Source organism: Sphingobium sp. B2, from assembly GCF_007693735.1.
Taxonomy (GTDB): Bacteria; Pseudomonadota; Alphaproteobacteria; order Sphingomonadales; family Sphingomonadaceae; genus Sphingobium; species Sphingobium xenophagum.
On sequence record NZ_VDBZ01000001.1, the window covers coordinates 1,496,679 to 1,520,694 of the forward strand.

20 protein-coding genes are annotated in these 24,016 nt (G+C 63.8%); 14 read left to right on the top strand and 6 right to left on the bottom strand.

Annotated elements, in window-relative coordinates; translation table 11 throughout:
* Positions 1-14 precede the first annotated feature (14 nt).
* From ppdK to FE851_RS07330, 4 genes are all read right to left on the bottom strand, one after another.
* Positions 15-2,717, bottom strand: a complete 2,703-nt coding sequence (ppdK, locus tag FE851_RS07315; RefSeq protein ID WP_145201115.1) for a pyruvate, phosphate dikinase — start codon at positions 2,715-2,717, stop codon at positions 15-17.
* A 138-nt stretch (positions 2,718-2,855) separates the two neighbouring features.
* On the bottom strand, positions 2,856-5,351 hold the full coding sequence (gene glyS / locus FE851_RS07320; RefSeq protein ID WP_145201118.1) for a glycine--tRNA ligase subunit beta: 2,496 nt from the start codon (positions 5,349-5,351) through the stop codon (positions 2,856-2,858).
* Positions 5,348-5,839 carry an endonuclease domain-containing protein gene (locus FE851_RS07325; RefSeq protein WP_315850578.1) on the bottom strand — a complete coding sequence of 164 codons (492 nt, stop codon included), beginning with the start codon at positions 5,837-5,839 and terminating at the stop codon, positions 5,348-5,350. The genes glyS and FE851_RS07325 overlap by 4 nt, the downstream gene beginning before the upstream one ends.
* On the bottom strand, positions 5,809-6,681 hold the full coding sequence (locus FE851_RS07330; RefSeq protein WP_145201123.1) for a glycine--tRNA ligase subunit alpha: 873 nt from the start codon (positions 6,679-6,681) through the stop codon (positions 5,809-5,811). Before FE851_RS07330 ends, FE851_RS07325 begins: the two co-directional genes overlap by 31 nt.
* A 134-nt stretch (positions 6,682-6,815) precedes the next feature.
* Here FE851_RS07330 and FE851_RS07335 point away from each other — a divergent pair, with 134 nt between their 5' ends.
* The 9 genes from FE851_RS07335 to FE851_RS07375 all read left to right on the top strand — a co-directional run bounded on the left by FE851_RS07335 (position 6,816) and on the right by FE851_RS07375 (position 15,751).
* Positions 6,816-7,709, top strand: a complete 894-nt coding sequence (locus FE851_RS07335) for a TraB/GumN family protein (RefSeq protein ID WP_145201126.1) — start codon at positions 6,816-6,818, stop codon at positions 7,707-7,709.
* A gap of 6 nt (positions 7,710-7,715) precedes the next feature.
* Entirely contained in the window at positions 7,716-8,600 is an 885-nt protein-coding gene (locus FE851_RS07340) for a TraB/GumN family protein (RefSeq protein ID WP_145201129.1), read from the top strand.
* Between the two features lie 189 nt (positions 8,601-8,789).
* On the top strand, positions 8,790-9,404 hold the full coding sequence (locus tag FE851_RS07345) for a 50S ribosomal protein L25/general stress protein Ctc (RefSeq protein WP_017183664.1): 615 nt from the start codon (positions 8,790-8,792) through the stop codon (positions 9,402-9,404).
* 113 nt (positions 9,405-9,517) lie between these two features.
* Positions 9,518-10,087, top strand: a complete 570-nt coding sequence (gene pth, locus FE851_RS07350) for an aminoacyl-tRNA hydrolase (RefSeq protein WP_019052049.1) — start codon at positions 9,518-9,520, stop codon at positions 10,085-10,087.
* Positions 10,088-10,176: 89 nt separating this feature from the next.
* Positions 10,177-11,805: an alpha-D-glucose phosphate-specific phosphoglucomutase gene (locus tag FE851_RS07355; RefSeq protein WP_145201132.1), complete on the top strand. Its 1,629-nt coding sequence runs from the start codon at positions 10,177-10,179 to the stop codon at positions 11,803-11,805.
* Positions 11,806-11,900: 95 nt separating this feature from the next.
* The gene (gene ychF / locus FE851_RS07360; RefSeq protein WP_017183661.1) at positions 11,901-13,001 is read left to right on the top strand and encodes a redox-regulated ATPase YchF; all 1,101 of its coding nucleotides are present in this window, start codon (positions 11,901-11,903) and stop codon (positions 12,999-13,001) included.
* A gap of 79 nt (positions 13,002-13,080) precedes the next feature.
* On the top strand, positions 13,081-13,596 hold the full coding sequence (locus FE851_RS07365; protein ID WP_261370869.1) for a DNA-deoxyinosine glycosylase: 516 nt from the start codon (positions 13,081-13,083) through the stop codon (positions 13,594-13,596).
* An 86-nt stretch (positions 13,597-13,682) separates the two neighbouring features.
* A complete protein-coding gene (locus FE851_RS07370) occupies positions 13,683-15,233 on the top strand; it encodes an alkaline phosphatase D family protein (protein ID WP_145201138.1) in 1,551 nt (516 codons plus the stop codon).
* A 50-nt stretch (positions 15,234-15,283) separates the two neighbouring features.
* Positions 15,284-15,751, top strand: a complete 468-nt coding sequence (locus FE851_RS07375) for a MaoC family dehydratase (protein ID WP_145201141.1) — start codon at positions 15,284-15,286, stop codon at positions 15,749-15,751.
* Between the two features lie 93 nt (positions 15,752-15,844).
* On the opposite strand, the gene FE851_RS07380 is transcribed toward FE851_RS07375, so the two are convergent.
* Together FE851_RS07380 and mutL are read right to left on the bottom strand one after the other, a co-directional pair.
* Positions 15,845-16,342: a hypothetical protein gene (locus tag FE851_RS07380; RefSeq protein ID WP_145201144.1), complete on the bottom strand. Its 498-nt coding sequence runs from the start codon at positions 16,340-16,342 to the stop codon at positions 15,845-15,847.
* A 4-nt stretch (positions 16,343-16,346) separates the two neighbouring features.
* On the bottom strand, positions 16,347-18,131 hold the full coding sequence (gene mutL, locus FE851_RS07385) for a DNA mismatch repair endonuclease MutL (protein ID WP_145201146.1): 1,785 nt from the start codon (positions 18,129-18,131) through the stop codon (positions 16,347-16,349).
* 173 nt (positions 18,132-18,304) lie between these two features.
* On the opposite strand from mutL, the gene FE851_RS07390 reads away from it, so the two are divergent.
* From FE851_RS07390 to rodA, 5 genes are read left to right on the top strand one after another with little or no spacing between them, the layout of a single operon-like run.
* Positions 18,305-19,351 carry a rod shape-determining protein gene (locus FE851_RS07390; RefSeq protein WP_017183095.1) on the top strand — a complete coding sequence of 349 codons (1,047 nt, stop codon included), beginning with the start codon at positions 18,305-18,307 and terminating at the stop codon, positions 19,349-19,351.
* Positions 19,352-19,381: 30 nt separating this feature from the next.
* Positions 19,382-20,296 (top strand): rod shape-determining protein MreC, encoded by a 915-nt coding sequence (mreC, locus tag FE851_RS07395; RefSeq protein WP_145201149.1) that lies wholly within the window; start codon positions 19,382-19,384, stop codon positions 20,294-20,296.
* Positions 20,293-20,820 (top strand): rod shape-determining protein MreD, encoded by a 528-nt coding sequence (gene mreD, locus FE851_RS07400; protein WP_017183093.1) that lies wholly within the window; start codon positions 20,293-20,295, stop codon positions 20,818-20,820. Before mreC ends, mreD begins: the two co-directional genes overlap by 4 nt.
* On the top strand, positions 20,817-22,895 hold the full coding sequence (gene mrdA / locus FE851_RS07405; RefSeq protein ID WP_145201152.1) for a penicillin-binding protein 2: 2,079 nt from the start codon (positions 20,817-20,819) through the stop codon (positions 22,893-22,895). The genes mreD and mrdA overlap by 4 nt, the downstream gene beginning before the upstream one ends.
* Positions 22,892-24,004, top strand: coding sequence for a rod shape-determining protein RodA (gene rodA / locus FE851_RS07410; RefSeq protein ID WP_145201155.1), 1,113 nt, complete (start codon positions 22,892-22,894; stop codon positions 24,002-24,004). The genes mrdA and rodA overlap by 4 nt, the downstream gene beginning before the upstream one ends.
* Positions 24,005-24,016: the final 12 nt, after the last annotated feature.

Genomic DNA, 24,016 nt, shown 5'->3' on the forward strand with positions numbered 1-24,016 from the left:
CCCCGCCTTTTGCCTTAATTCTTGTTCGCCAGAGCGGCCTGCGCCGCGGCCAGCCGGGCGATCGGCACGCGATAGGGCGAGGCCGATACATAGTCGAGGCCGGTGGCTTCGCAGAAGGCGATCGAGGCCGGGTCGCCGCCATGTTCGCCGCAAATGCCAAGCTTGATGCCGGGGCGGGTCTTGCGCCCGCGCTCGGCTGCAAGCTGGATCAGTTCGCCTACACCCTCGACATCGATGCTGACGAAGGGATCGCGGGCGAAGATGCCCTTGTCCACATATTGGGTAAGGAACCGGCCAGCATCGTCACGGCTGATGCCGATCGTGGTCTGGGTAAGGTCGTTGGTGCCGAAGGAGAAGAATTCGCCGACTTCCGCGATCTCGCCCGCCTTGAGCGCGGCGCGGGGCAGTTCGATCATCGTGCCGACCAGATATTCGACGCTGTCGCCCTGTTCCGCGAACACTTCGGTCGCGACGCGATCGACGATTGCCTTCATCAGTTCCAGTTCCTTGCGGGTGGCAACGAGCGGGATCATGACTTCGGGGATCGGCGCTTCGCCACCGCGTTGCTTGACGATCAGCGCGGCCTCGAAGATCGCGCGGGCCTGCATCTCGTAGATTTCGGGATAGGTGACGCCCAGGCGGCAACCGCGATGGCCCAGCATCGGGTTGAATTCATGCAGTTCATTGGCGCGACGTTTCAACACTTCGATGCCGACGCCAGCCGCCTTGGCCACTTCCTCAAATTCCGCCTCGGCATGGGGGAGGAATTCGTGCAGCGGCGGATCGAGCAGGCGGATGGTGACGGGCAGGCCCGCCATCACCATGAAAATCTGCGCGAAATCGTCACGCTGTTCGGGCAGCAGCCGGTCGAGCGCGACGCGGCGGCCCTTTTCGCTGTCTGCCAGGATCATTTCGCGCACGGCGGTGATGCGGGCCGCGTCGAAGAACATATGTTCGGTGCGGCACAAGCCGACGCCTTCCGCGCCGAATTCGCGCGCGACCTTGCAGTCCTGCGGCGTTTCGGCGTTGGCGCGGACCTTGAGGCGACGCACCTTGTCGGCCCAGACCATCAGGGTGCCGAAGTCGCCGGCCAGTTCGGGCTGAACGGTCGGCACTTCGCCCGCCATCACTTCGCCGGTTGAACCGTCGAGCGTAAGGATGTCGCCTTCCTTGAGCTCACGGCCACCGACGCGCAGGATCTTGGCGCTATTGTCGATCGAGATGCCGCCAGCGCCGGACACGCAGGGGCGGCCCATGCCGCGGGCGACGACGGCGGCGTGGCTGGTCATGCCGCCGCGGGCGGTCAGGATGCCCTTGGCCGCGTGCATGCCGTGAATATCCTCCGGCGAGGTTTCCACGCGGACCAGGATGACGGCGTCGCCCATTTCGTTGCGGCGCTCGGCCGTATCGGCGTCGAACACGATCAGACCCGACGCAGCGCCGGGGCTGGCGGGCAGCCCCTTGGTCAGCACGTCGCGCGGCGCCTTTGGATCGAGCGTGGGGTGAAGCAGTTGGTCGAGCGCGGCGGGATCGACGCGGGCGACGGCTTCTTCTTCAGTGATCAGCCCTTCATGCGCCATGTCCACGGCCATTTTGAGCGCGGCCTTGGCGGTGCGCTTGCCCGACCGGGTCTGGAGCATCCACAGCTTGCCCTGCTGCACCGTGAATTCGATGTCCTGCATGTCGCGATAATGGGTTTCGAGGATCTGGAACACCTTGGCCAGTTCAGCATAGGTTTCCGGCATCGCCTCTTCCATCGACAGCGGCTTGGCCCCTGCCCGTTCGCGCGCGGCCCTGGTCAGATATTGCGGGGTGCGGATGCCTGCGACGACGTCCTCGCCCTGGGCGTTGATCAGGAATTCGCCATAATAGACATTCTCGCCAGTCGACGGGTCGCGGGTGAAGGCGACGCCGGTGGCCGAGGTTTCGCCCATATTGCCGAACACCATCGCCTGCACATTGACGGCAGTGCCCCATTCGCCGGGGATGTTGTTGAGGCGGCGATAGACTTTCGCGCGTTCCGACTGCCACGATCCGAACACGGCGCTGATCGCGCCCCAGAGCTGGTCATGGACGTCCTGCGGGAACGGCTTGTTCCAAAGCTTTTCCACCAGCGCCTTATATTCGGCAACCAGCGCCTTCCAGTCGTCCGCCGTCATTTCGGTGTCGAGGGTGTAGCCCTGATCTTCCTTGGCGATTTCCAGCGCTTCTTCGAACGCACCATGGTCCAGTTCCAGCACGACGTCCGAATACATCTGGATGAAGCGGCGATAGCTGTCCCAGGCGAAACGCTCGTCGCCCGACGTGTTGGCGAGGCCGACGACGGTTTCGTCGTTAAGGCCAAGGTTGAGGACCGTGTCCATCATGCCGGGCATCGAGGCGCGCGCGCCGGAGCGGACCGAGACGAGCAACGGATCGGCAGCATTGCCGAACGTCTTGCCAGTGATGCCTTCGATATGGGCGAGGCCAGTGGCGACTTCCGCCTTCACGCTGTCGGGATAGACGCCGCCATCTTCATAATAGCGGGTGCACATGGCCGTCGTGATGGTGAAACCCGGAGGCACCGGCAAGCCGATCGCGGCCATGCCGTCGAGATTGGCGCCCTTGCCGCCCAGAAGATTGCGGTCCCCCTGACCGCCATCATCGACGCCGCCGCCAAAACGATAAACATAGCGCGTTGCGGTCGTCGTCATCATGCCCTCTTCTGTATTCTTCATTCCCGGCACTCCCTGCACTGATTGCCGATTATATTGCATCGCAACAATCTGACATGCATAGCCAGATCATGCGCGTTCGAATAGGATTATTACGCCTTAACTTCGTACTTTTCCCGGCAAACATGACATTTTATTACGTCATCCGGTAATTTTCGAAAAGTCTGCTACACTGTGAACGGCGTCGCGGGCCCGCACCAGAAGGGCGAGGCGGGCGGCGCGCTTGTCCGCATCGGGATCATTGACCGTCACGCTTTCAAAGAAGGCGTCGATGGGCGCGCGGAGCGTTGCAAGGGCCGCCATCGCGCCCTCGAAATCCTCCGCCGCCACCGCCTGAGCCGTGCGCGGTTCCGCCACGTCGAGCGCGGCGATGAGTGCAGCTTCGGCTAATTCGGGGGTGTAGGAAAGAGGCCCGTCATTCCCGCGAAGGCGGGAATCCATCGCCGGCGCTGCGTCTGGTTGCTCGGTTGGGAGATGGGTCCCCGCCTTCGCGGGGATGACGGTGGTGGATTGGGCAGGCGCTTCCTTCTTGAGGATGTTCGCGGCGCGCTTGTAGCCCGCCAGCAGGTTCGCGCCGTCATCGGTCGCGACGAAGGACTGGAGCGCATGGACGCGGGCGAGCAGGCGGACGAGATCATCCTCGCCACCCAAGGCAAACACCGCGTCGATCAGGTCGTGGCGGACACCGGCTTCGCGTTGCTGGACTTTGAGGCGGTCGGCAGCAAAAGAAAGCCCGGCATTAACTACTGGAATTACTTCTACCCAATCCGGTATCCACAAATGCCAAGATACAAAAGCGCGGTGCATGGCACCAAGTCTCCGTTCTTGGTTCCACCGCACGAAAGCATCATCGGGATCATCTGATTTTTCAGGAACAGATGCTAAAAACTCATGCGTAGCATCATCAACCAATTGTTCTAACAAATCATAGGAATTTTTATTTTTTGGTAAATGCTGTAAAAAGTAATCATTGAGACGCTCTTCAAGACCGGGCACATCTTCGGCCATGGCCTTTGCATATTGTTCCCGATGAATGACCGCTATCGCCTCAAAAACTCGAACAATTGAGAAGCGGAGCCGATTATTTATTGTGATGGCTAGGGCAGCGAGTATTTGCCTACGTAGTGCAAATGGATCCCTAGAGCCAGTTGGCCCTTCTCCAATGGCGAAGAACGCAAATACAGTATCCAGCTTATCCGCCAAACTCACCGCTACCGTGACCGGCGCTGTCGGCACGTCGTCGCCTTGGCCGACCGGCTTGTAATGGTCGCGGATGGCGTCGGCTACCGCGTCGGGCAGGCCTTCGGCGCGAGCGTAGTAGCCGCCCATGACGCCTTGCAGTTCGGGGAATTCGCCGACCATTTCAGTGACGAGGTCGGCCTTGCAGAGGTGGGCGGCCTGTTCGGCGAGGTCTGCCAACTGATCCTTCGTCATGCCAGTGGAAGCTGGCATCTCAGGCGTTGGTGTGCTGCCGCCTGAGACCCCAGCCTTCGCTGGGGTGACGGTAGTGGCTGGGGTAACGATGCCCTCTTCCACCAGCCAGCGGGCCAGTTTCGCCACGCGCTCGACCTTGTCGGCGACGGTGCCGAGTTTTTCGTGGAAGGTGATGCGTTCCAGCTTCTTGGCGTGATCTTCCAGCCGGGTCTTGCGGTCCTGTTCCCAGAAGAAGCGGGCGTCGGAGAGGCGTGCGGCCAGCACCTTGCGGTTTCCGGCGATGATCGCTGCGCCGCCATCCTTCGCCTCGATATTGGCGGTGCAGATGAAGGCGGGGGCGAGTTTGCCCTGCCCGTCGCGCAGGACGAAATATTTCTGGTTGATGCGCAGGGTCAGCTGGATGACTTCGGGCGGCACCTCCAGGAAGGCGGGGTCGAAATCGCCCTGCAGCGGAACCGGCCATTCGGTCAGGCCCGCATTTTCCGCGATCAGCCCCTTGTCCTCGACCACGGTGTAGCCGTGGGCGGCGGCGGCCTGCGCCGATTTTTCCGCGATGATCGACTGGCGTTCCTGATGGCTGACGATGACATGGCAGGCGCGCAGCTTTTCTGCGTAATCGCTCGCGCCGCCGATGGTGATCTCGCCGCTATGGTGGAAGCGGTGGCCGAGCGTTGCGTAGCCCGACTGGATGCCGTCGACTTCGCAGGGGATAAGGTCTTCACCCAAGATCGCGACGATGCCTTGCAACGGGCGGACCCAGCGCAGGCTTTCGGTGGTCTGGGACGCGCTGCCCCAGCGCATCGATTTGGGCCAGGGGAAGGCGCGGATGATCGCGGGTATGGCTTGGGCCAGTACGTCGGCAGTGGCGCGGCCCGGCTTGTTGACGACGGCGAACCAGACGCCGTCGCGATCCTCCAGCTGGTCCTGGGTCAGGCCGGTCTTGCGCAGGAAGCCTTCGAGCGCCTGGGGCGGCGCGCTGGTGCGCGGGCCTTTATGCTCTTCGCTGACGGCGGCGGTTTCCAGCGGCAGGTCGCGGGCGATGAGCGCCAGGCGGCGCGGCGTCACGAAACTGTCGATCGCGCCGGGGATGAGGCCGGACTTGGCCAGTTCCTCGGTAAACAGGCGGGCGAGATCGTCGCTGGCCTTCAATTGCATGCGCGCGGGAATTTCCTCGCAGCGCAGTTCGAGGAGGAAGTCAGTCATTGGCGTTCCTCCCCGGCACGGGGAGGGGGACCGCCCGCAGGGCGGTGGAGGGGGCTTGCCCCAAGTGCAGCGATTGAGGCGGCCACTTTGTCAGCATCCTTCAAAATCTCAGAGGCAGCTATGCGAAGCATCTGATATCCATTCTCTTCCATAAACCTGTCGCGGTGGAGATCGCGCGTCGGACGGTCCACCCGATTATGCGATTCCCCGTCGACCTCGATGACCAGCTTGACGCTGCTGCAATAGAAGTCGGCTATATAGTTTCCGACCGGATGTTGCCGCCGGAATTTGAGGCCGGTGGCCTGACCTCGCAGGCGTTGCCAAAGCAGGACTTCGGGCAGGGACATGTCGCGGCGCAGTTTGCGGGCGGTGTAGGTTTCCGGGCGCCGCGTTTGGGGCACGCCCCCTCCACCACGCGGCTGCGCCGCGCGGTCCCCCTCCCCGTGCCGGGGAGGATTCACGCCGTCCATCCGTTGGATTCCATCCATGCTTCGCAGCTGCCCTTGGCCATGTCGCGGACCTGGCCCATGTAGCTGGCACGTTCCTGTACGGAGATGACGCCGCGGGCCTGGAGCAGGTTGAAGGTGTGCGATGCCTTGATCGCCTGCTCGAACGCGGCGAGCGGGACGCCATTGTCGATGCACTGGCGCCATTCGGCCTGGCAATCCTTGAACCAGCGGAACAGTTTTTCCGTGTCGGCGACCTCGAAATTCCATTTCGACATCTGCCGCTCATTTTCATGAAACACGTCGCCATAGGTGACGCCCGCGTCGTTGAATTTCAGGTCATAGACGCTGTCGACGCCCTGAATATACATGGCGAGCCGTTCAAGCCCGTAGGTGAGTTCGCCCGCGACCGGCTTGCAGTCATAGCCGCCCATCTGCTGAAAGTAGGTGAACTGGCTGACTTCCATGCCGTCGCACCAGACTTCCCAGCCCAGCCCCCAGGCGCCCAGCGTCGGGCTTTCCCAGTCATCCTCGACAAAGCGGATGTCATGGACCAGCGGGTCGATGCCGATTTCCATCAGCGACCCCAGATAGAGATCCTGAAGGTTGGCGGGCGACGGCTTCATGATCACCTGATATTGGTAATAATGCTGAAGCCGGTTGGGATTTTCGCCATAGCGGCCATCGGTCGGGCGGCGGCTGGGCTGGACATAGGCGGCGTTCCACGGCTTTGGCCCCAGCGCGCGCAAGGTGGTTGCGGGGTGAAAGGTGCCTGCGCCCACTTCCATGTCATAGGGCTGGAGGATGACGCAGCCCTGTTTCCCCCAATAGGCATGGAGGGTCAGGATGAGGTCCTGGAAGGAAAGCGCTTTGCCTTCGGCCACGGGTGATCCTTGCGATATGACGGTTTATCTTGGCGTCGCGCATTGGCGTATGGGGCTGATACGGTCAAGGGAGACGCGCGCAAAACAGGGTTAAGCGGCTTGCCCTTGGGCCGCCCTGCCCGCATGTGTGCGGCATGAAGATGCTTCGTTTATGCGCCGCTGCGCTGTTGATGATGAGTGGCGTGGCGCAAGCGCGCCCGGCCACGCCCGCCAATATCGTCGCCACCCCCGCCCTGTGGCGGGTGCAGGATGCGGACACCACCATCTACCTGTTCGGCACCGTCCATGTGATGAAGCCGGGGATCGACTGGTTTCGTGGCGATGTGAAGGCGGCGTTCGACGGGGCGGACGAGCTGGTGCTGGAGATTATCGAGCCGGACGATCCCAATGTCATGGGCGCTGTCATGATGAGCAAGGCGGTCGCGGGCGACGGGGTGGCGCTGTCGGACCGGCTGGACGACACGGCGCGGGCGAAATATCGCGCGGCGATGGAGGCCAATGCGATGCCGTGGCAGGCGTTCGAACGCTTTTCCCCGTGGATGGCGGGCATGGCGCTGTCGGTCGCGCCGCTCCAGAAGCTGGGCTACCGGGCCGATCTGGGCGCGGAAAAGATATTGCGCGCGGCGGCGATGAAGGCGGGCAAGCAGGTCGAGGCGCTGGAGACGGTCGAGCAGCAGATCGATTTCTTCGCCACGCTGCCGATGGCGCAACAGGTCGAGTTTCTGAACGCGACGGTCGATGGATTGCCGGAGATGGAGGGCGAGTTCGCCAAGCTGCTGCGCTATTGGCAGGCGGGCGACCCCAAGCGGCTGGCCAGGTCGATGAACGAATCGCTCGAAGCGACGCCGCAGCTGGCGCAGACATTGCTGATCGGGCGCAATGCGAACTGGGCGCAATGGATAAAGGGGCGGATGGACCGGCCCGGTACCGTGTTCGTGGCCGTGGGCGCTGGGCATCTGGCGGGCAAGGGCAGCGTGCAGGATCAGTTGAAGGCGCTGGGCATCAAGACCCGGCGCGTGAAGGAGTAAGCGGCGATGCGGCTGTTCACCCGATTTCTCGTGCTCTGTGCGCTGACGCTGGTTGCCGCCTGTGGCGGTGACCCTGCCCCCTCGCCCGCGGTAAAGGAAGGCCCGGCGCTGTGGCAGGTGCAGCGCGGCGACATGAAGGGATGGCTGTTCGGCACCATCCATGTGCTGCCCAAGGGGGTAGCGTGGGAGACGCCGACGATCCGCGCAGCGATGGCCAAGGCCGATCGGCTGGTGCTGGAGGCGGCGGATTTGCAGGACGAGGAGAAAACGCTCGCCCTGTTCGAATCCATGGGGCGCAGTCCCGGCCTGCCGCCACTCGAAGCGCGCGTGCCGGACAAGGAGAAAGCTGCGCTCGACAAGGCGATCAGCGATGGCGGGACCAGCACGCAAATATTGTCAGGCTATGAAAGCTGGGCAGCGGCGATGCTGCTGTCGGCGGCGACGCAACAGGAGCTGGGCGTCAGTCAGGATGACGGGGTCGAGCCGGTACTGATCGCGGCCTTCACAAAGGCAGGCAAGCCGATTGGCGGGCTGGAGACGATCGAACGGCAGTTCGGCGCGTTCGACACGCTGCCGCAAGCGGCGCAATCGCAGTTGCTGGTGCAGACCGTGCATGAGGCCAAGGATATGAAGGGGCTGTATGACCGCATCCTCAAGGCCTGGAGCACGGGCGACATGGAAGCGATCGCCAGGGAGGACCAGATTGGCGAGCAGCCCGACCCGGTGGTCGAGGAAGCGGTGCTGGTGGCGCGCAACCGCGACTGGGTGAAGGCCATCGAACCGATGAAGGGCGCGCCGTTCATCGCGGTGGGCGCCGGGCATCTGACGGGACGGGAGAATCTGATCGACCTGCTGAAGGCGCGCGGGTTTGCGGTGACGCGGGTGCAGTAGGCGCTTTGTGCTCCCGCGAAGGCGGGAGTACAGTCGAGACGTATGAACTGGGCTCCCGCCTTCGCGGGAGCACCGCGTGTTGGCCCGCTTGCTTTCTGGCACTTTTCTGCTAAAGGGCGCGCTCCCGCTATGGTCATCCCTGGAGGCGTGGCGGGAAAAGTAACTCAAACCAGCTTTTGGAGACACGCAATGAGCGAGCAGCTTACGCTGTCGGCCGAGGCACGCGATCGGGCAGGCAAGGGAGCCTCCCGCGCCCTCCGCCGTGAGGGCCGCGTACCCGCCGTCATCTATGGAATGAACGAAGAACCCCTGTCGATCCATGTCGAGGAAAAGCTCCTCAACAAGCTGCTCGGCACCGGCCACTTCTTCAATTCGGTCATCATGGTCGAAGTGAACGGCAAGACCGTCCGCACCCTGCCCAAGGATGTGGCCTTCCACCCCGTTTCGGACCGTCCGCTGCACGCCGACTTCCTGCGCGTTGCCGAACATGCCAGCGTGACCGTCGCGGTCCCTGTGCGTTTCGAAAATGAAGCCGCCTCGCCCGGCCTCAAGAAGGGCGGCGTGCTGAACGTCGTTCGTCATGATGTCGAACTGGTCGTCGATGCTTCCGAAATCCCCGACGATGTCGTGGTCGACCTGACCGGCTTCGAAGTCGGTGATTCGATCCACATCAGCGCGGTGACGCTGCCCAAGGGCGCGAAGCCCGCGATCGAGGATCGCGACTTCACGATCGCGACCATCGTCGCCCCGTCGGCTCTCAAGAGCGCCGAAGGTGAAGGCGAGGCCGAGGCGGAAGCCGAATAAGCCTTTCGACCGTATAACGGTTCAGCTCAACCCCGTTCGGGCTGGGCTTGTCGGACCTGGCGGTTCGACAGGCTCAGGGCGAACGGGGTTTTGTCGTGAAGGAGCAAGGGACGATGCAAATCTGGGTGGGCCTGGGCAATCCGGGCGCGCAATATGCGATGCACCGGCATAATGTCGGCTTCATGGTCGCAGACCTGATCGCGGACCTGTATCGCTTCTCCCCGCCCCGCAAGCAGTTCCAGGGCTGGACCCAGGAAGGGCGGATCGGGCCGGAGAAGATCCTGCTGCTGAAACCCGCGACATTCATGAACGAAAGCGGGCGGGCCGTTGGCGAGGCCATGCGCTTCTACAAGCTGACGCCGCAGGACGTGACCGTCTTCCACGACGAACTGGACCTGGCGCCGATGAAGGTGAAGGTGAAGCGTGGCGGCGGCAATGCCGGGCACAACGGCCTGCGATCGACCGACGCGCATATCGGCGCGGATTTCCGCCGGGTGCGGATCGGCATCGGTCATCCGGGGCACAAGGACCGGGTGCATGACTATGTGCTGGGCAATTATCACAAGAGCGAGAGCGACGCGCTGGCCGACATGCTGGGCGCGATCGGCGCGGAAGCGGAATGGCTGGCGAAGAATGACGATGCGCGGTTCATGAACGAAGTCGCGCTGCGGTTGGCGGATTGAGCGGGCGGGCAGGCAATAACTGCATTGCGAATTGTCACAACGCCGGGCCATAAGGGCGCGGGACATTGCGTCTTGCAGGGGGTTACCGGGTGATTCAGACAGTTTCGACCACGCCGTTCAACGATCAGAAGCCGGGAACGTCGGGCCTGCGCAAGAAGGTGAAGGTCTTTGCCCAGCCCCATTATGCCGAAAATTTCGTCCAGTCCGTGTTCGACAGCCTGGAGGGCTTTGCCGGGCAGACGCTGGTGGTGGGTGGCGACGGGCGCTATCTCAATCGCGAGGTCATCCAGATCGTCCTGAAAATGGCGGCGGCCAACGGATTTGGCCGGGTGCTGGTGGGTCAGGGCGGCATTTTGTCGACGCCAGCCGCGTCGCACCTGATCCGCGCGTCGGGCGCTTTTGGCGGGCTGGTGCTGTCGGCCAGCCACAATCCGGGCGGGCCGGACGAGGATTTCGGGATCAAATATAATGTCAGCAATGGTGGCCCGGCGCCGGAGAAGGTGACCGATGCGATCCATGCGCGCACGCTGACGATCGACCAGTATCGCATATTGGACGCCGCCGACGTCGATCTGGACCATATCGGCACGAGCCGGATGGGCGACATGCTGGTCGAGGTGGTCGATCCGGTCACGGGCTATGCCGACCTGATGGAGCAATTGTTCGATTTCTGCGCGATCCGGGCGATGATCGCGGGGGGCTTTACCCTCGCCTTCGATTCCATGAGCGCGGTGACCGGACCCTATGCGGTCGAGATATTCGAGCGGCGGCTGGGCGCGCCCGTGGGCACGGTGATGAACGGCACCCCCCTGCCCGATTTCGGCCATCACCATCCTGACCCCAATCTGGTCCACGCCAAAGAGCTTTACGACAAGATGATGGCCGTCGACGCGCCCGATTTCGGCGCGGCTTCGGACGGCGATGGTGACCGCAACCTGATCATCGGGCGGCATTGCTATGTGACGCCGTCGGATTCGCTGGCGGTGCTGGCCGCGAACGCGCATCTCGCGCCCGGCTACAAGGCGGGGCTCAAGGGCATTGCGCGGTCGATGCCGACCAGCGGCGCGGCCGACCGGGTGGCGGAGAAACTGGGCGTTCCGCTCTACGAAACGCCGACCGGCTGGAAATTCTTCGGCAATCTGCTCGACGCAGGCATGGCGACCATCTGCGGCGAGGAAAGCGCAGGCACCGGGTCCGACCATGTGCGCGAAAAGGACGGCATCTGGGCGGTACTGCTATGGCTGAACATCGTCGCGGCGCGCCAGCAGAGCGTGGCGGCGATCATGGCCGATCATTGGGCGACCTATGGCCGCAACTATTATGCCCGGCATGATTATGAGGCCATCGCCACCGACCGGGCCGATGCGCTGATGGCGGCGCTGCGCGGCAAGATCGACAGTCTGGCGGGAACCGGCAACAGCGGCGGGACGATCAGCGCGGCGGATGATTTTGCCTATACCGACCCGACCGACGGATCGGTGAGCCGCAATCAGGGCGTGCGCATATTGTTCGTGGATGGATCGCGGGTGGTGTTCCGCCTGTCGGGCACCGGCACGCAGGGGGCGACGCTGCGCGTCTATATCGAGCGGTATATGGCGCCCGATGGCGACCTCAATCTGGCGACGGGGGATGCGCTGGCTCCGCTCGTCGCGGCCGCGCAGGAACTGGCCGACATTCGCGGCTATACCGGCATGGACGCGCCGAGCGTCATCACCTGATCGGTCGGATATTGTCGCCGATGGGGCAAAGGCTGGCCAATGCACGGCGAAACCGCTATCGGGCGCGCCATCGGATTTGAAGTGAAGGCAGTCAAATGGGTTTTCGTTGCGGTATCGTCGGGCTTCCCAATGTGGGCAAGTCCACCCTGTTCAATGCGCTGACCGAAACGCAGGCGGCGCAGGCGGCGAATTATCCCTTCTGCACGATCGAGCCGAACGAGGGGCGCGTGGCTGTGCCGGACCCCCGGCTGGAGACGATCGCGAAGATTGGCGGGTCGCAGAAGATCATCGAGACGCAACTGGCGTTTGTCGACATTGCCGGCCTGGTCCGCGGCGCATCCAAGGGCGAAGGGCTGGGCAACCAGTTCCTGGCCAATATCCGCGAAACCGACGCCATCGTCCATGTGCTGCGCTGTTTCGAGGATGACGACATCACCCATGTCGAGGGCAAGGTCGACCCGATCGCCGACGCCGAGACGGTCGAGACCGAATTGATGCTGGCCGATCTGGAAAGCCTGGAAAAGCGCGTGCCCAATCTGCTGAAGAAGGGCGCGCAGGGCGACAAGGAGGCCAAGGCTGCCGCTTCCGTGCTGGGGCAGACGCTGGAATTGCTGCGCGACGGCAAGCCTGCGCGCCTGACCCAGCCACGCGATGACGAGGAAGCACGCCTGTTTGCGCAAGCGCAACTGCTGACGGCCAAGCCCGTCCTCTATGTCTGCAATGTCGAGGAAGGCGCGGCGGCGCAGGGCAATGCCCATTCCGCACGGGTGTTCGAAAAGGCGGCGGCGGAAAATGCCAGCGCGGTCATCGTGTCGGCAGCGATCGAGGCCGAACTGGTGACCATGCCGGTCGAGGAGCGCGGCGAATATCTGGAAGCCCTGGGGCTGACCGAAGCGGGCCTCGCGCGGATCATCCGGGCGGGCTATGAGTTGCTGGGCCTCATCACCTTCTTCACCGTTGGGCCGAAGGAAGCGCGCGCCTGGACCGTGCACAAGGGGTCGAAAGCCCCGCAGGCGGCCGGCGCGATCCATACAGATTTCGAAAAGGGCTTCATCCGCGCCGAAACCATGGCCTATGCCGACTATGTCCAGTTCAATGGCGAGGCGGGTGCCAAGGAAGCAGGCAAGTGGCGGTCCGAAGGCAAGGACTATGTCACGCAGGACGGCGACATCATGCTGTTCCGGTTTAACGTGTAGAAACCCCAACGTCGCCCCAGCGCAGGCTGGGGCCTCGTGAGGCAGCGCACTAACGCCTGAGATGCCAGCCTTCGCTGGCATGACGGCTTTGGAGGATGCGATCCAGCGCAAGGCAGCCTTCCCGCCCAGCGTTGATGCCGACACCCGGCTGCTGATCCTGGGCAGCCTGCCCGGCGATGTGTCGATCGCGCGGCAGGAATATTATGCGCATTCGGGCAATGCGTTCTGGGCGCTGATCGGCGATGTGCTGGGCGAGGCATTGGTCGGGCAGCCCTACGCACTGCGGCTGGAGCGTTTGCGGGCGCGGGGCGTGGGGCTGTGGGACGTGATCGCCAGCGCCACCCGGCCAGGCAGTCTGGACAGCGCGATCAGCGATGCGCAGCTTCGCGATCTGGGCCAATTCGTTGCGGCCCTGCCCGCGTTGCAGGCGGTCGCGTTCAACGGCAGGACGGCAGCGGTGCATGGACGACGGCAATTGGCGGCGCGGGACGACCTGACGCTGATCGACCTCCCCTCCTCCAGCGGCGCGCATGCCACGTTGTCGCGCGCGCAGAAGGCGGAGCGGTGGCGGGTCTTGCGCGATTGGATCGTCTGAAGTGCTTGCGTCGATCTGTCATATTGCGAAGCTAGGGCAGCAGGCTAAGACACAGTCGTAAAACAGCCATACAGAAAGTCGCCGCCATGTTTTCCCGTCGCCAGTTACTGACCGTTGCCACGACGGCGCCGCTGATCGGCGCGCCCGCATTGTTGAAGGCGCAAAGCTGGTTTGCGGGCTACCCCTTTGCCCTGGGCGTCACGTCGGGCGATCCGGCGGCGGACGGTTTCGTCATCTGGACCAAGCTGGCCCCCAAGCCGTTCGAGCCGCATGGGGGCATGCCGATGGTGCCGCTGCCGGTGAAATGGGAAGTGGCGAGCGACGACAGGTTCAAGACCATCGTGGCTTCGGGCGAGGCGACGGCGCGGCCGGAACTGGGCCATAGCGTCCATGTCGAGGTGACGGGTTTGCAAGCCGACCGGCCCTATTGGTATCGCTTTGCCCTGGGCAGCGACCAGTCGTCGCGCGGGCGGGCGCGCACTTTGCCGCTGGCGTCGGCCAGCCCTGCGAGCCTGAAATTCGGGGTCGCGGGCTGCCAGAATTATGAGGATGGGCTGTTCACCGCATTCCGCCATCTGGCGCGCGAGGATAACCTGAATTTCGTCTTTCACTATGGCGATTTCATCTACGAATATAAGCAGCGCGGCCCCGATTATGACAAGGACGGGTTGCCGGAGGATCAGGTCCGCCATCATATCGGCCAGGATTGTTTCGACGTGGCCGATTACCGGCTGCGCTATGCGCAATATCTGAGCGACTATGACCTGCAGGCAGCGCGCGCGAACCACACATGGTTTTCGACCTTCGACGATCATGAGGTCGAAAATAACTGGGTCGGCGACCATGACTGGAAGGATGTACCGCCGGAGATTTTCCGCCTGCGCCGTCAGGCCGGGTTGCAAGTGTGGTATGAATATATGCCGGTGCGTGCGGCGATTCTGCCGCGCGACGGCATCATCACCAACATGTATCGCGAGGCGCGCTTTGGCGACCTGCTGTCGATCGATTTTCTGGACACCCGATCCTTCCGCAGCGACCAGCCGTGCAATGACGGGTTCAAACCCTATTGCCCCGGCATTGACGACAGCAAGGCGACGGTCATTTCGGCGCAGGAGGAAAGCTGGCTGGTCGATAATCTGAAGCGTGGGCGGACCAAGTGGAATTGCCTGGCGCAGCAGGTGATGATGATGTCGCTCGACCGGCGCCGCTATGCCGACGAGAAGGCGAAAATCTATAATATCGACAGTTGGGCCGGCTATAGCGTGCCGCGCAACCGCTTGCTGGCCAAGATGCGCGGGCTGGACAATGTGATCGTGCTGACCGGGGACGAGCACCAGAATTTCGCCGGGCTGCTCGACAATGGCGACAAGACCGTGGCGGTGGAATTTGTGTCGACCTCGATCTCATCGGGCGGCAACGGGTCCGACCTGCGAACCGGCAGCGACATGATGCTGAAGAACAATCCGGAGCTGAAATTCATCAACGACCAGCGCGGCTATCTGGTGTGCGAAGTGACGCCCGATGCGTGGACGACGAAGGCGCGGGTGGTGGATCAGGTATCCACGCCGGGCGGCGCGATCAGCACGCGCGCGACCATGACAGTGCCGCGCGGCCAGCCTTCCCTCCAAATTAGTTGACATTGACGTAAACGTAAGTTCGCATTAGGTCCGTCATGAAAGGAAATATCATGGCGGACGCGACAGTCTATTTCGAGGATATTGCGGTGGGCGATAGCATCGCCTTTGGTCCTCTGACGGTGAGCCGGGAGGAGGCGATCGCCTTCGCCGCCGAGTTTGACGCCCAGCCCTTTCATCTGTCCGACGAGGCAGCCGCTGCCACCCATTTCGGCACGCTGTCGGCCAGCGGATGGCACACCACCGCCCTGTTCATGAAGATGTTTGTGACCGAGATGCAGCGCGATCCGGGGCGGCAGGCGGCGAGTCTGGGCGCGATGGGCGTCGACGAGCTTCGCTGGCTGCGCCCGGTGCGGCCCGGCGACACGCTGCGCGGCACCAGCGAGGTCATTGCCAAGAAGGCGTCGCAAAGCCGCCCGGAAATGGGCATCGTTCACAGCAAGGTGACGATCCTCAATCAGGATGACGACGCGGTGCTGACCATGATCCCGATTGCATTGTGGCGGACGCGGCCGGTTTGAGTCTGATGCGGTAGCGGCGTGTTCCCGCGCAGGCGGGAACCCAGTTCGACGGTTGGACTGGGTTCCCGCCTGCGCGGGAACACGCTGTCTGTGTTACTGGGGCTGGTTCGCCTTCGCATCCGCCGCCATCACCCGCACATCGGCGGCTTTCGACCCTGCAATCTGCACCAGATGCCGACCGGCGGGCAGGTCGAACCACACGATCTTGCGGATGCCAGAACAGTCCGGGCCATGACCATGTTCGACCGAGGCGATCGCCTGCGTCCCCGTGATGACGTCAACCCAGGCCGGGCCATCAAGCGCGATCCCGACCCGCGCCGCCTGCTTGAGCGACAGGGTGAAGAGACCGCCATGCCCGTCTTTCGCCCCTTTGCCCGGCGGCGCGGCGAATTGGACATGGGCGGCGGGCGTCAGCGTGGCGGTGACCGGCTTTCCCAGGATCAGCGCGGGTGCGCCATGAGCCTGAACGCCCGCCTTTGCCCGTCCGCTCTGGGTCCAGCTGGTCCAGGGTTCGGCCAATGGTGCGGGTGCGGTGCATTGCGTGGCGGCAACCGGGGCAGCGGCAAGCAATAAGGCAGCGAGGATCGTCATCAGATCACTTCCTTCCGAACAATTTTTCTATGTCGCCATGGCCCAGCTTCACCCAGGTCGGGCGGCCATGGTTGCACTGGCCAGAGCGTGGCGTGACTTCCATTTCGCGAAGCAGGGCGTTCATTTCCGCGACGCTGAGCACCCGGCCCGCGCGAACCGATCCGTGACAGGCCATGGTCGCGGCGACGAGGTCGAGCCGTTCCTTCAGCGACAGGGCGCTGTCATAGGCGGCGAGATCGTCGGCCAGATCCTTGACGAGGCCCTGGACATCCGACTGGCCGAGCATGGCCGGTACGGCGCGGACCAGCATGGCGGACGGGCCGAAGCGTTCGAGGTCTAGGCCGAAGTCGCGCAATTCGGGCGCGCGCGATTCCAGCCGGTCGCAGGCGGGTTCTTCCAGTTCGACGACTTCGGGCAGCAGCAACGCCTGCGACTGGACGCCCTGCCCTTCCATCGCCCGGCGCATCCTCTCCAGCGTCAGCCGTTCATGGGCGGCATGCTGATCGACGATGACCAGGCCGTCTTCCGCTTCCGCGACGATATAGGTGCGCGCGACCTGGCCGCGCGCGACGCCCAGCGGGAAGCTCTGGCCTTCCGGGGCGGGGGCCATGGCAGGTTCGACGCGCGCCTGCGGCGGCGGGGTCATGAAGCTGGAACGGCGATCGCCGAAGGAAGATGCGGCGAGCGGGTTATAGCTGACCGGCGCGGCGTCAAAGATCGGCATCGCGCCGATCGGCGTGGGGGAGACGGGTTCGGCGCGCCAGGCGGACAGCGCGGCGGGATCGGCATTCTGGACCGCGCGAAAGCCCTGTTCGTCGAGCGCGCGGCGCAGGCCCGAAATGATCATGCCCCGGATCATCGCGGGATCACGGAAGCGCACCTCCGTCTTGGCGGGGTGGACATTGACGTCCACGTCGAGCGGCGGGACGTCGAGGAACAGGGCCACCACCGGATGCCGATCGCGCGCCAGCATGTCGGCATAGGCGCCGCGCAATGCGCCGATGAGCAGCCGGTCGCGCACGGGGCGGCCATTGACGAACAGATATTGATGATCGCCCACGCCGCGGTTGTAGGTGGGAATGGAGGCGACGCCCGACAGGCGCACGCCTTCCCGCGCCAGGCTGATGATGACATGATTGTCCGCCAGCGCCCGGTCCGTCAGCGCGGCCACCCTTTCCTCCCGCGCGTCGCCCGCCTGCACCCCCAGCGTCCGGCGACCGTCATGTTCCAGCGCGAAAGCGACGGCGGGATGTGCCATTGCGAGACGGCGGACGATGTCGAGACAGGCGGCATATTCCGCCTTGGCCGATCGCAGGAATTTGCGGCGGGCGGGAACCTTGGCGAAAAGCTGTTCGATGGTGACGCGGGTGCCGGGCGGCAAGGCGGCTGGCCCCTCCGCCACCAATTGCCCATTGTCGACCGTGCGGTTCCAGCCCTCCCCGCCCTGCCGCCGGCTGTCGATCGACAGGCGCGCGACACTGGCGATGGACGGCAGCGCTTCGCCACGGAAACCCAGAGTGGCCACATTTTCAATGGCATCGTCATCGGGCATCTTGGATGTTGCGTGCCGTTCCAGCGCCAGCGCCATGTCGGCCGAATCCATGCCGACACCGTCGTCGCTCACCTCGATCCGGTCGAGTCCGCCGTTCGACAGGCGGATGGCGATGCGAGTCGCGCCAGCGTCCAACGCATTTTCAACAATTTCCTTGAGCGCGCTGGCGGGTCTTTCAACCACTTCACCGGCAGCGATACGATTGACCAGATGTTCGGGCAGGCGGCGTATTGACATTGATTAGGGACTAGCCCAATCGGTCGCTTTCCGCGACCCGCGACGCCAAATATTTTGCACTGCACAGGACAACTGAACAGGGCAGAAGCCATTTAGCGCAGTGATGAACGGAACAGCTTTCCGACCGGTCCCCCAGTCGCGTCGCGGGGACGGCGGGCGATACAGGATAAGGCATGTCGATCTTCTCGCGTCTCTTCAAATTCACTTCGCAGGATATGGCCATCGACCTGGGCACCGCCAATACGGTGGTCTATGTGCGCGGTCGCGGCATTGTATTGAACGAGCCGTCGGTGGTGGCGGTCGAAACGCTGAACGGCGTGAAGCGGGTGAAGGCGGTCGGCGTCGACGCCAAGCTGATGATGGGCAAGACCCCGGATTCGATCGAGGCCATCCGGCCGCTGCGTGACGGCGTGATCGCCGACATCGACGTCGCCGAACAGATGATCAAGCATTTCATCACCAAGGTGCATGGCGGCAAGCACAGCCCCTGGCGCGCGCCTGAAATCGTGATCTGCGTGCCGTCCGGCTCCACCAGCGTCGAGCGTCGCGCCATTCGCGATGCCGCCAGCAATGCCGGTGCGCGGCAGGTGTTCCTGATCGAGGAACCGATGGCGGCCGCGATCGGCGCGGACATGCCCGTGACCGAGCCGATCGGTTCGATGGTCGTCGACATTGGCGGCGGCACCACCGAAGTCGCCGTGCTGTCGCTGCGTGGCCTGGCCTATACCACCAGCGTGCGCGTGGGCGGCGACAAGATGGACGAAGCGATCGTGTCCTTCGTGCGTCGTCATCACAATCTGCTGATCGGCGAAGCCACGGCGGAACGGATCAAGAAGCAATATGGCATCGCCCAGTCGCCCGCCGATGGCGTGGGTGAGACGATCCATATCAAGGGCCGCGATCTGGTGAACGGCGTGCCCAAGGAAATCAGCATCAATCAGGGCCAGATTGCCGATGCCCTGGCCGAACCGATCAGCACGATCGTGGAAGGCGTGCGGATCGCGCTGGAAAATACCGCGCCCGAACTGGCCGCCGACATTGTCGATCAGGGCATCGTCCTGACTGGCGGCGGTGCGTTGCTGCATGGTCTGGACGACGAATTGCGCGACGAAACCGGCCTGCCCGTCACCATCGCCGAAGACCCGCTGACCTGCGTGGCGATCGGCACCGGCCGTGCGATGGAAGATCCGATCTTCCGGGGTGTATTGCAAACCGCCTGATCGTTAGGCCAGAGCGAAAGGGACGCGTAGATGGCGCGGCCACCCAGCCGACGCCCCGGACACAACCGGAAGGCGCAATATAGCCTGTTCGCCAGCTATGTGGTGGCGGTCACCGGCGCAGCGATCGGGCTGTTGCTGATCGTCGTCGCGATCTTCGATCCCACCGGTTTTGCAGGTATTCGCGCAGTCACCGCCGAATTGACCCGCCCTGTGTCCGTGGGCCTGAAAAACATGGTGAGCGGGGTCAGTTCCATCGACGAAGTGCTGGCCGCCTATTGGCGTGCGGGGTCGCAGAATGTCGCGCTGCGCCGCCAGGTGGAGGCGGATCGCAATCGCATCATCGAAGCCAAGGCCGTGGCGCAGGAAAATGCGCGACTGAAGAAATTGCTCAAGCTGGTCGATGAGGATGCCAGCCAGTTGCTGACGGCGCGGCTGATCAGTTCCTCCTCCAGCAGCGCGCGCCGCTTTGCTCGCCTTAATGCGGGGCGGTGGCAGGGCGTGCAGCCGGGCATGCCGGTGCGCGCGACGGAAGGGCTGATCGGACGGGTACATAGCACCACGCCCAACACGTCCGACGTCCTGTTGCTGACCGATAGCGGCAGCATCGTGCCGGTGCGGCGGGCGAATGACAATGTGCCCGCCATCGCGACCGGGGCCGGCGACGGATCGCTGGAAATCCGGTCGCTGTCGGCCGGACGCAATCCGTTCAAGCCGGGCGATCTGCTGGTCACATCGGGCATTGGCGGCATATATCAGCCCAACATTCCCGTCGCTGTCGTCGTGCGGGTGCAGGGTGAAATCGCCTGGGGCTTCCCGCTGGCCAATCCATCGCGCGTCGATGCGGTCGTTGTCGAGCGCGCGTTCGAACAGGTCGTGACACGGCCCGACCCAGGCACCCCCGCCGCGACGGAGGGTGCAGAGCCGGGCAATGTAGCGACGCCATGATCGACCGGCACCTTCACTATGTGCCGCGCCTGGGGCGGAACCCGTCCCGCTTTCGGTTGGCGGGCATCCCGGTCATCACCGTCATGCTGGGATCATCCGTCACGGCGCTGCCGGTGATCGCACAATCGCCGGTCATGCCGCCCTTTGGCCTGCTGTTTCTGCTATCCTGGCGATTACTGCGCCCGGAATTGTGGCGGGCGTGGATCGGCCTGCCGCTCGGCCTGTTCGACGACATGATGAGCGGGCAGCCGATCGGCTCCGCCATGTTCCTGTGGACCATCATGCTGATAGGCGTCGACGCGGTCGAGCATCGCATGATATGGCGTAGTTACCGGCAGGACTGGCTGATCGCCGGTTTCGCCATTATAGTCTGCATGGCCGGCGGGCTGTTCTTTGCCCGCATCACCGGCGGAGGCGATGTGAGGTTGCTGTTGGTCGCGCCACAGATGTTCTGGACGATATTGTTGTTTCCCTTCGTCGTCCGGCAATGCGCGCGGATCGACCGCTGGCGCGTGATGGCATGAAATTTCCCGGTTCCAAACGCCAGATCATCACCGAAGCCGCCCAGTCCTTCACCTTCACCCGCCGCACCATGGTGCTGGGGGCGCTCCAGGGGGCGGTTGGCGCCGTGCTGGCCGCGCGAATGGCGTGGATCAGCGTGGCGGAGAATGAGAAATATTCGCTCCTGTCGGAGAGCAACCGCGTCAACCTGACGCTCATTCCGCCCCGCCGGGGCTGGATCATCGACCGCCATGGTCGGCCGCTGGCCAACAACCGCACCGATTTTCGCGTCGACCTGATCCCGCAGCGGGTGGTGGACGCCGATGCGACGGTGAAGCATCTGGCGCAATTGCTGAGCCTGGAGCCGGACGAGGTCGATCGCATTCGCGAAGAACTGGACAAGTCGGCCGGGTTCCGGCCTGTGCAGGTCGCCGACAAGCTGACCTATGACCAATATGCCGCCGTCAGCGTACGCCTGCCCGACCTGCCGGGCGTCGCGCCCAGTCAGGGCTTTTCGCGCCATTATCCTGGCGGGTCCACAGTCGGTCATTTGCTGGGCTATGTCGGCGCGGCGACGGCGGAGGAATATAAGGAACGCAAGAATCCGCTGCTGATCACGCCGGGTTTCAAGGTCGGCAAGGACGGGCTGGAACGCGCCTTTGACGAACATCTGACCGGCAAGCCAGGGGCCAAGCGGGTCGAGGTGACGGCGCGCGGCAAGATCGTTCGGGAACTGACCACCCGACCCGATACGCCCGGCCATTCGATCAAGCTGACCATCGACGCGGGATTGCAGGAATATGCCGGCCGGCGGCTGGCGACGCAGAGCGGTTCCGTCGTCGTCATCGATTGCGCCAATGGCGATGTGCTGGCGATGGCGTCGATGCCCAGTTTCGATCCGAACAGTTTTTCGGACGGCATCAGCCATATGGAATGGGCCATGTTGTCGCAGGATGACCATGTCCCGTTGCGCAACAAGACGTTGCAGGGGCTTTATCCCCCCGGATCGACCGTCAAGCCGATGGTGGCGCTCGCGCTGCTGGAAGCGGGCGTCGGGCCGCAGGAGACGGTCGGCTGCTCCGGGGCGCTGCGCGTCGGCAATACGCTGTTCCACTGCCACAAGCGGCGCGGCCATGGCGCGGTCAACATGCGGACCGCCATCGCCCAGAGCTGCGACATATATTTCTACCAGATGGCCCAGCGCATCGGCATGGACCGGATCGCGGCGATGGCGCGGCGGTGCGGCATGGGCCAGCGTTTCGACCTGCCTTTCCCCAGCCAAAGCTATGGCACGGTGCCCGACCCAGCCTGGAAACTGAAGAAATATGACCAGAAATGGCAGGTGTATGACACGGTGAACGCCACCATCGGTCAGGGCTATATGCTGATCAATCCGCTGCAAATGGCGGTGATGGCCGCTCGGCTGGCGACCGGCAAGCAACTCATGCCCAATTTCCTGCATGGCGCGAAGCGTCCCGAGCCTGCTTTGGTCGGCGCATCCGAAGAGCATCTGGTCGTCATCCGCGACGCAATGAGCGCAGTCGTCAATGGCGGCGGCACGGGCGGGGCCGCGCGCATGTCCATCCCCGGCGTGCTGATCGCCGGCAAGACCGGCACCGCGCAGGTCCGGCGCATCACCATGGCCGAGCGCGCGGGCGGGGTACGTGGCAACAGCTCACTGGCGTTCAAGCTGCGCGATCATGCCCTGTTCCAGGGTTTCGCGCCGTTCGACAATCCGCGCTATGCGGTCGCCTGCATCATCGAACATGGCGGGCATTTGATCCGTAACGAGGACGCCCCGATGATCGCCAGCGATACGCTGTCCTATCTGTTCGATCCCAAAAAGGCGATGGAGAAGCTGGAGACGCTGGAAAAGGGCTGGGGCGGCACCCCGTCGGAAAGGCAGGCCCGGCAAATGGGCGCGTTCCGCCTGGCCCGTGCGATCGAGAAGGGTGAAACCCCGCCGCCTGCCGCCGACAATGGCAGCAACGCAGCAGCGGCGGGCAACAGCGCCACGCAGGCACCAGCGGCGCCACCAGCCGACGAATCGGACGACGCCCCTCCTCCACCCGGCAGCAATGCGGCGGATGCGCCATGAGCATCATTCCCCAGCCCATCACCCAATTCCCCTGGCGCGTCATGGCGCTGCTGCTGGCCATCGCGGTTTTCGGTACGCTGGTCCTCTACAGCGCGGCGGGTGGCAGCATCTTCCCCTGGGCGACCAACCAGGCGGTGCGCTTCTGCATATTTTCCGCGATGGCGCTGGTCCTTAGCCGCATCCCGCTGGAAATTTTCGCGCGGTTTGCCTTTCCCGCCTATGGCGCCATTCTGGTCGCGCTGTTTCTCGTCGAGTTGATCGGCGGGGTCGCGGGGGGAAGCCAGCGCTGGATCAATCTGGGCTTCATGCAGCTTCAGCCGTCCGAATTCATGAAGCCGGTCATCGTGCTGGCCGTCGCGCAATTCTATGCGCGCCTGCCGGTGGGCGAAATCCGCAGCTGGAACGCGATCTGGCCCGCTCTCCTGCTGATCGGCATGCCATGGTCGCTGGTGTTGATCCAGCCGGACCTGGGGACCGCCACGATGACCCTGGCTGGCGGCGTGACCGTCATGTTCCTGGCCGGCTTGCCGCTGCGGCTGTTCATCGGATCGGGGCTGACGGTGGCTGCCATCGTGCCGATCGCCTTCAGCTTCCTGCACGACTATCAAAAGAAGCGCGTCCTCATATTCCTGGACCCGGAAAGCGATCCGCTGGGCGCGGGCTATCATATCAGCCAATCCAAGATCGCGATCGGTTCGGGCGGTATCTGGGGCAAGGGATTCCTGCAGGGATCACAAAGCCATCTCGATTATCTGCCCGAAGGCCATACCGATTTCGTCTTCGCCACCATGGCGGAGGAATGGGGCATGGCCGGCGGCCTGTTGCTGATCGGCGCGTTCATGCTGCTGTTCCGCTGGGGCCTGCGCGTGGCGATGCGTACGAACGACCGCTTCGCCCGGCTGGTCGCGGCGGGGCTGACGACGACGATCTTCTTCTATGTCGCTATCAACCTGATGATGGTGATGGGCCTGGCCCCGGTGGTGGGCATCCCCCTGCCCTTCATGTCCTATGGCGGATCGTCGATGCTGACCGTCATGCTGTGCGTGGGCATCATCATGGCGATCGACCGCTCCAACAGCCGCGCGAACAACCCCCGAAACTGGGGCTGAAGCCGCCCCTGC

Excerpts from the sequence above, each read along its gene's own strand:
- glyS (WP_145201118.1), bottom strand. The coding sequence starts at position 5,351 with ATGACTGACTTCCTCCTCGAACTGCGCTGCGAGGAAATTCCCGCGCGC.
- FE851_RS07345 (WP_017183664.1), top strand. The coding sequence starts at position 8,790 with ATGAGCGAGCAGCTTACGCTGTCGGCCGAGGCACGCGATCGGGCAGGC.
- FE851_RS07325 (WP_315850578.1), bottom strand. The coding sequence starts at position 5,839 with ATGGATGGAATCCAACGGATGGACGGCGTGAATCCTCCCCGGCACGGG.
- FE851_RS07370 (WP_145201138.1), top strand. The coding sequence starts at position 13,683 with ATGTTTTCCCGTCGCCAGTTACTGACCGTTGCCACGACGGCGCCGCTG.
- FE851_RS07375 (WP_145201141.1), top strand. The coding sequence starts at position 15,284 with ATGGCGGACGCGACAGTCTATTTCGAGGATATTGCGGTGGGCGATAGC.
- FE851_RS07380 (WP_145201144.1), bottom strand. The coding sequence starts at position 16,342 with ATGACGATCCTCGCTGCCTTATTGCTTGCCGCTGCCCCGGTTGCCGCC.
- FE851_RS07390 (WP_017183095.1), top strand. The coding sequence starts at position 18,305 with ATGTCGATCTTCTCGCGTCTCTTCAAATTCACTTCGCAGGATATGGCC.
- mutL (WP_145201146.1), bottom strand. The coding sequence starts at position 18,131 with ATGTCAATACGCCGCCTGCCCGAACATCTGGTCAATCGTATCGCTGCC.
- mrdA (WP_145201152.1), top strand. The coding sequence starts at position 20,817 with ATGAAATTTCCCGGTTCCAAACGCCAGATCATCACCGAAGCCGCCCAG.
- rodA (WP_145201155.1), top strand. The coding sequence starts at position 22,892 with ATGAGCATCATTCCCCAGCCCATCACCCAATTCCCCTGGCGCGTCATG.
- ychF (WP_017183661.1), top strand. The coding sequence starts at position 11,901 with ATGGGTTTTCGTTGCGGTATCGTCGGGCTTCCCAATGTGGGCAAGTCC.
- ppdK (WP_145201115.1), bottom strand. The coding sequence starts at position 2,717 with ATGAAGAATACAGAAGAGGGCATGATGACGACGACCGCAACGCGCTAT.
- mreD (WP_017183093.1), top strand. The coding sequence starts at position 20,293 with ATGATCGACCGGCACCTTCACTATGTGCCGCGCCTGGGGCGGAACCCG.
- pth (WP_019052049.1), top strand. The coding sequence starts at position 9,518 with ATGCAAATCTGGGTGGGCCTGGGCAATCCGGGCGCGCAATATGCGATG.
- FE851_RS07335 (WP_145201126.1), top strand. The coding sequence starts at position 6,816 with ATGAAGATGCTTCGTTTATGCGCCGCTGCGCTGTTGATGATGAGTGGC.
- FE851_RS07365 (WP_261370869.1), top strand. The coding sequence starts at position 13,081 with ATGACGGCTTTGGAGGATGCGATCCAGCGCAAGGCAGCCTTCCCGCCC.
- FE851_RS07340 (WP_145201129.1), top strand. The coding sequence starts at position 7,716 with ATGCGGCTGTTCACCCGATTTCTCGTGCTCTGTGCGCTGACGCTGGTT.
- mreC (WP_145201149.1), top strand. The coding sequence starts at position 19,382 with ATGGCGCGGCCACCCAGCCGACGCCCCGGACACAACCGGAAGGCGCAA.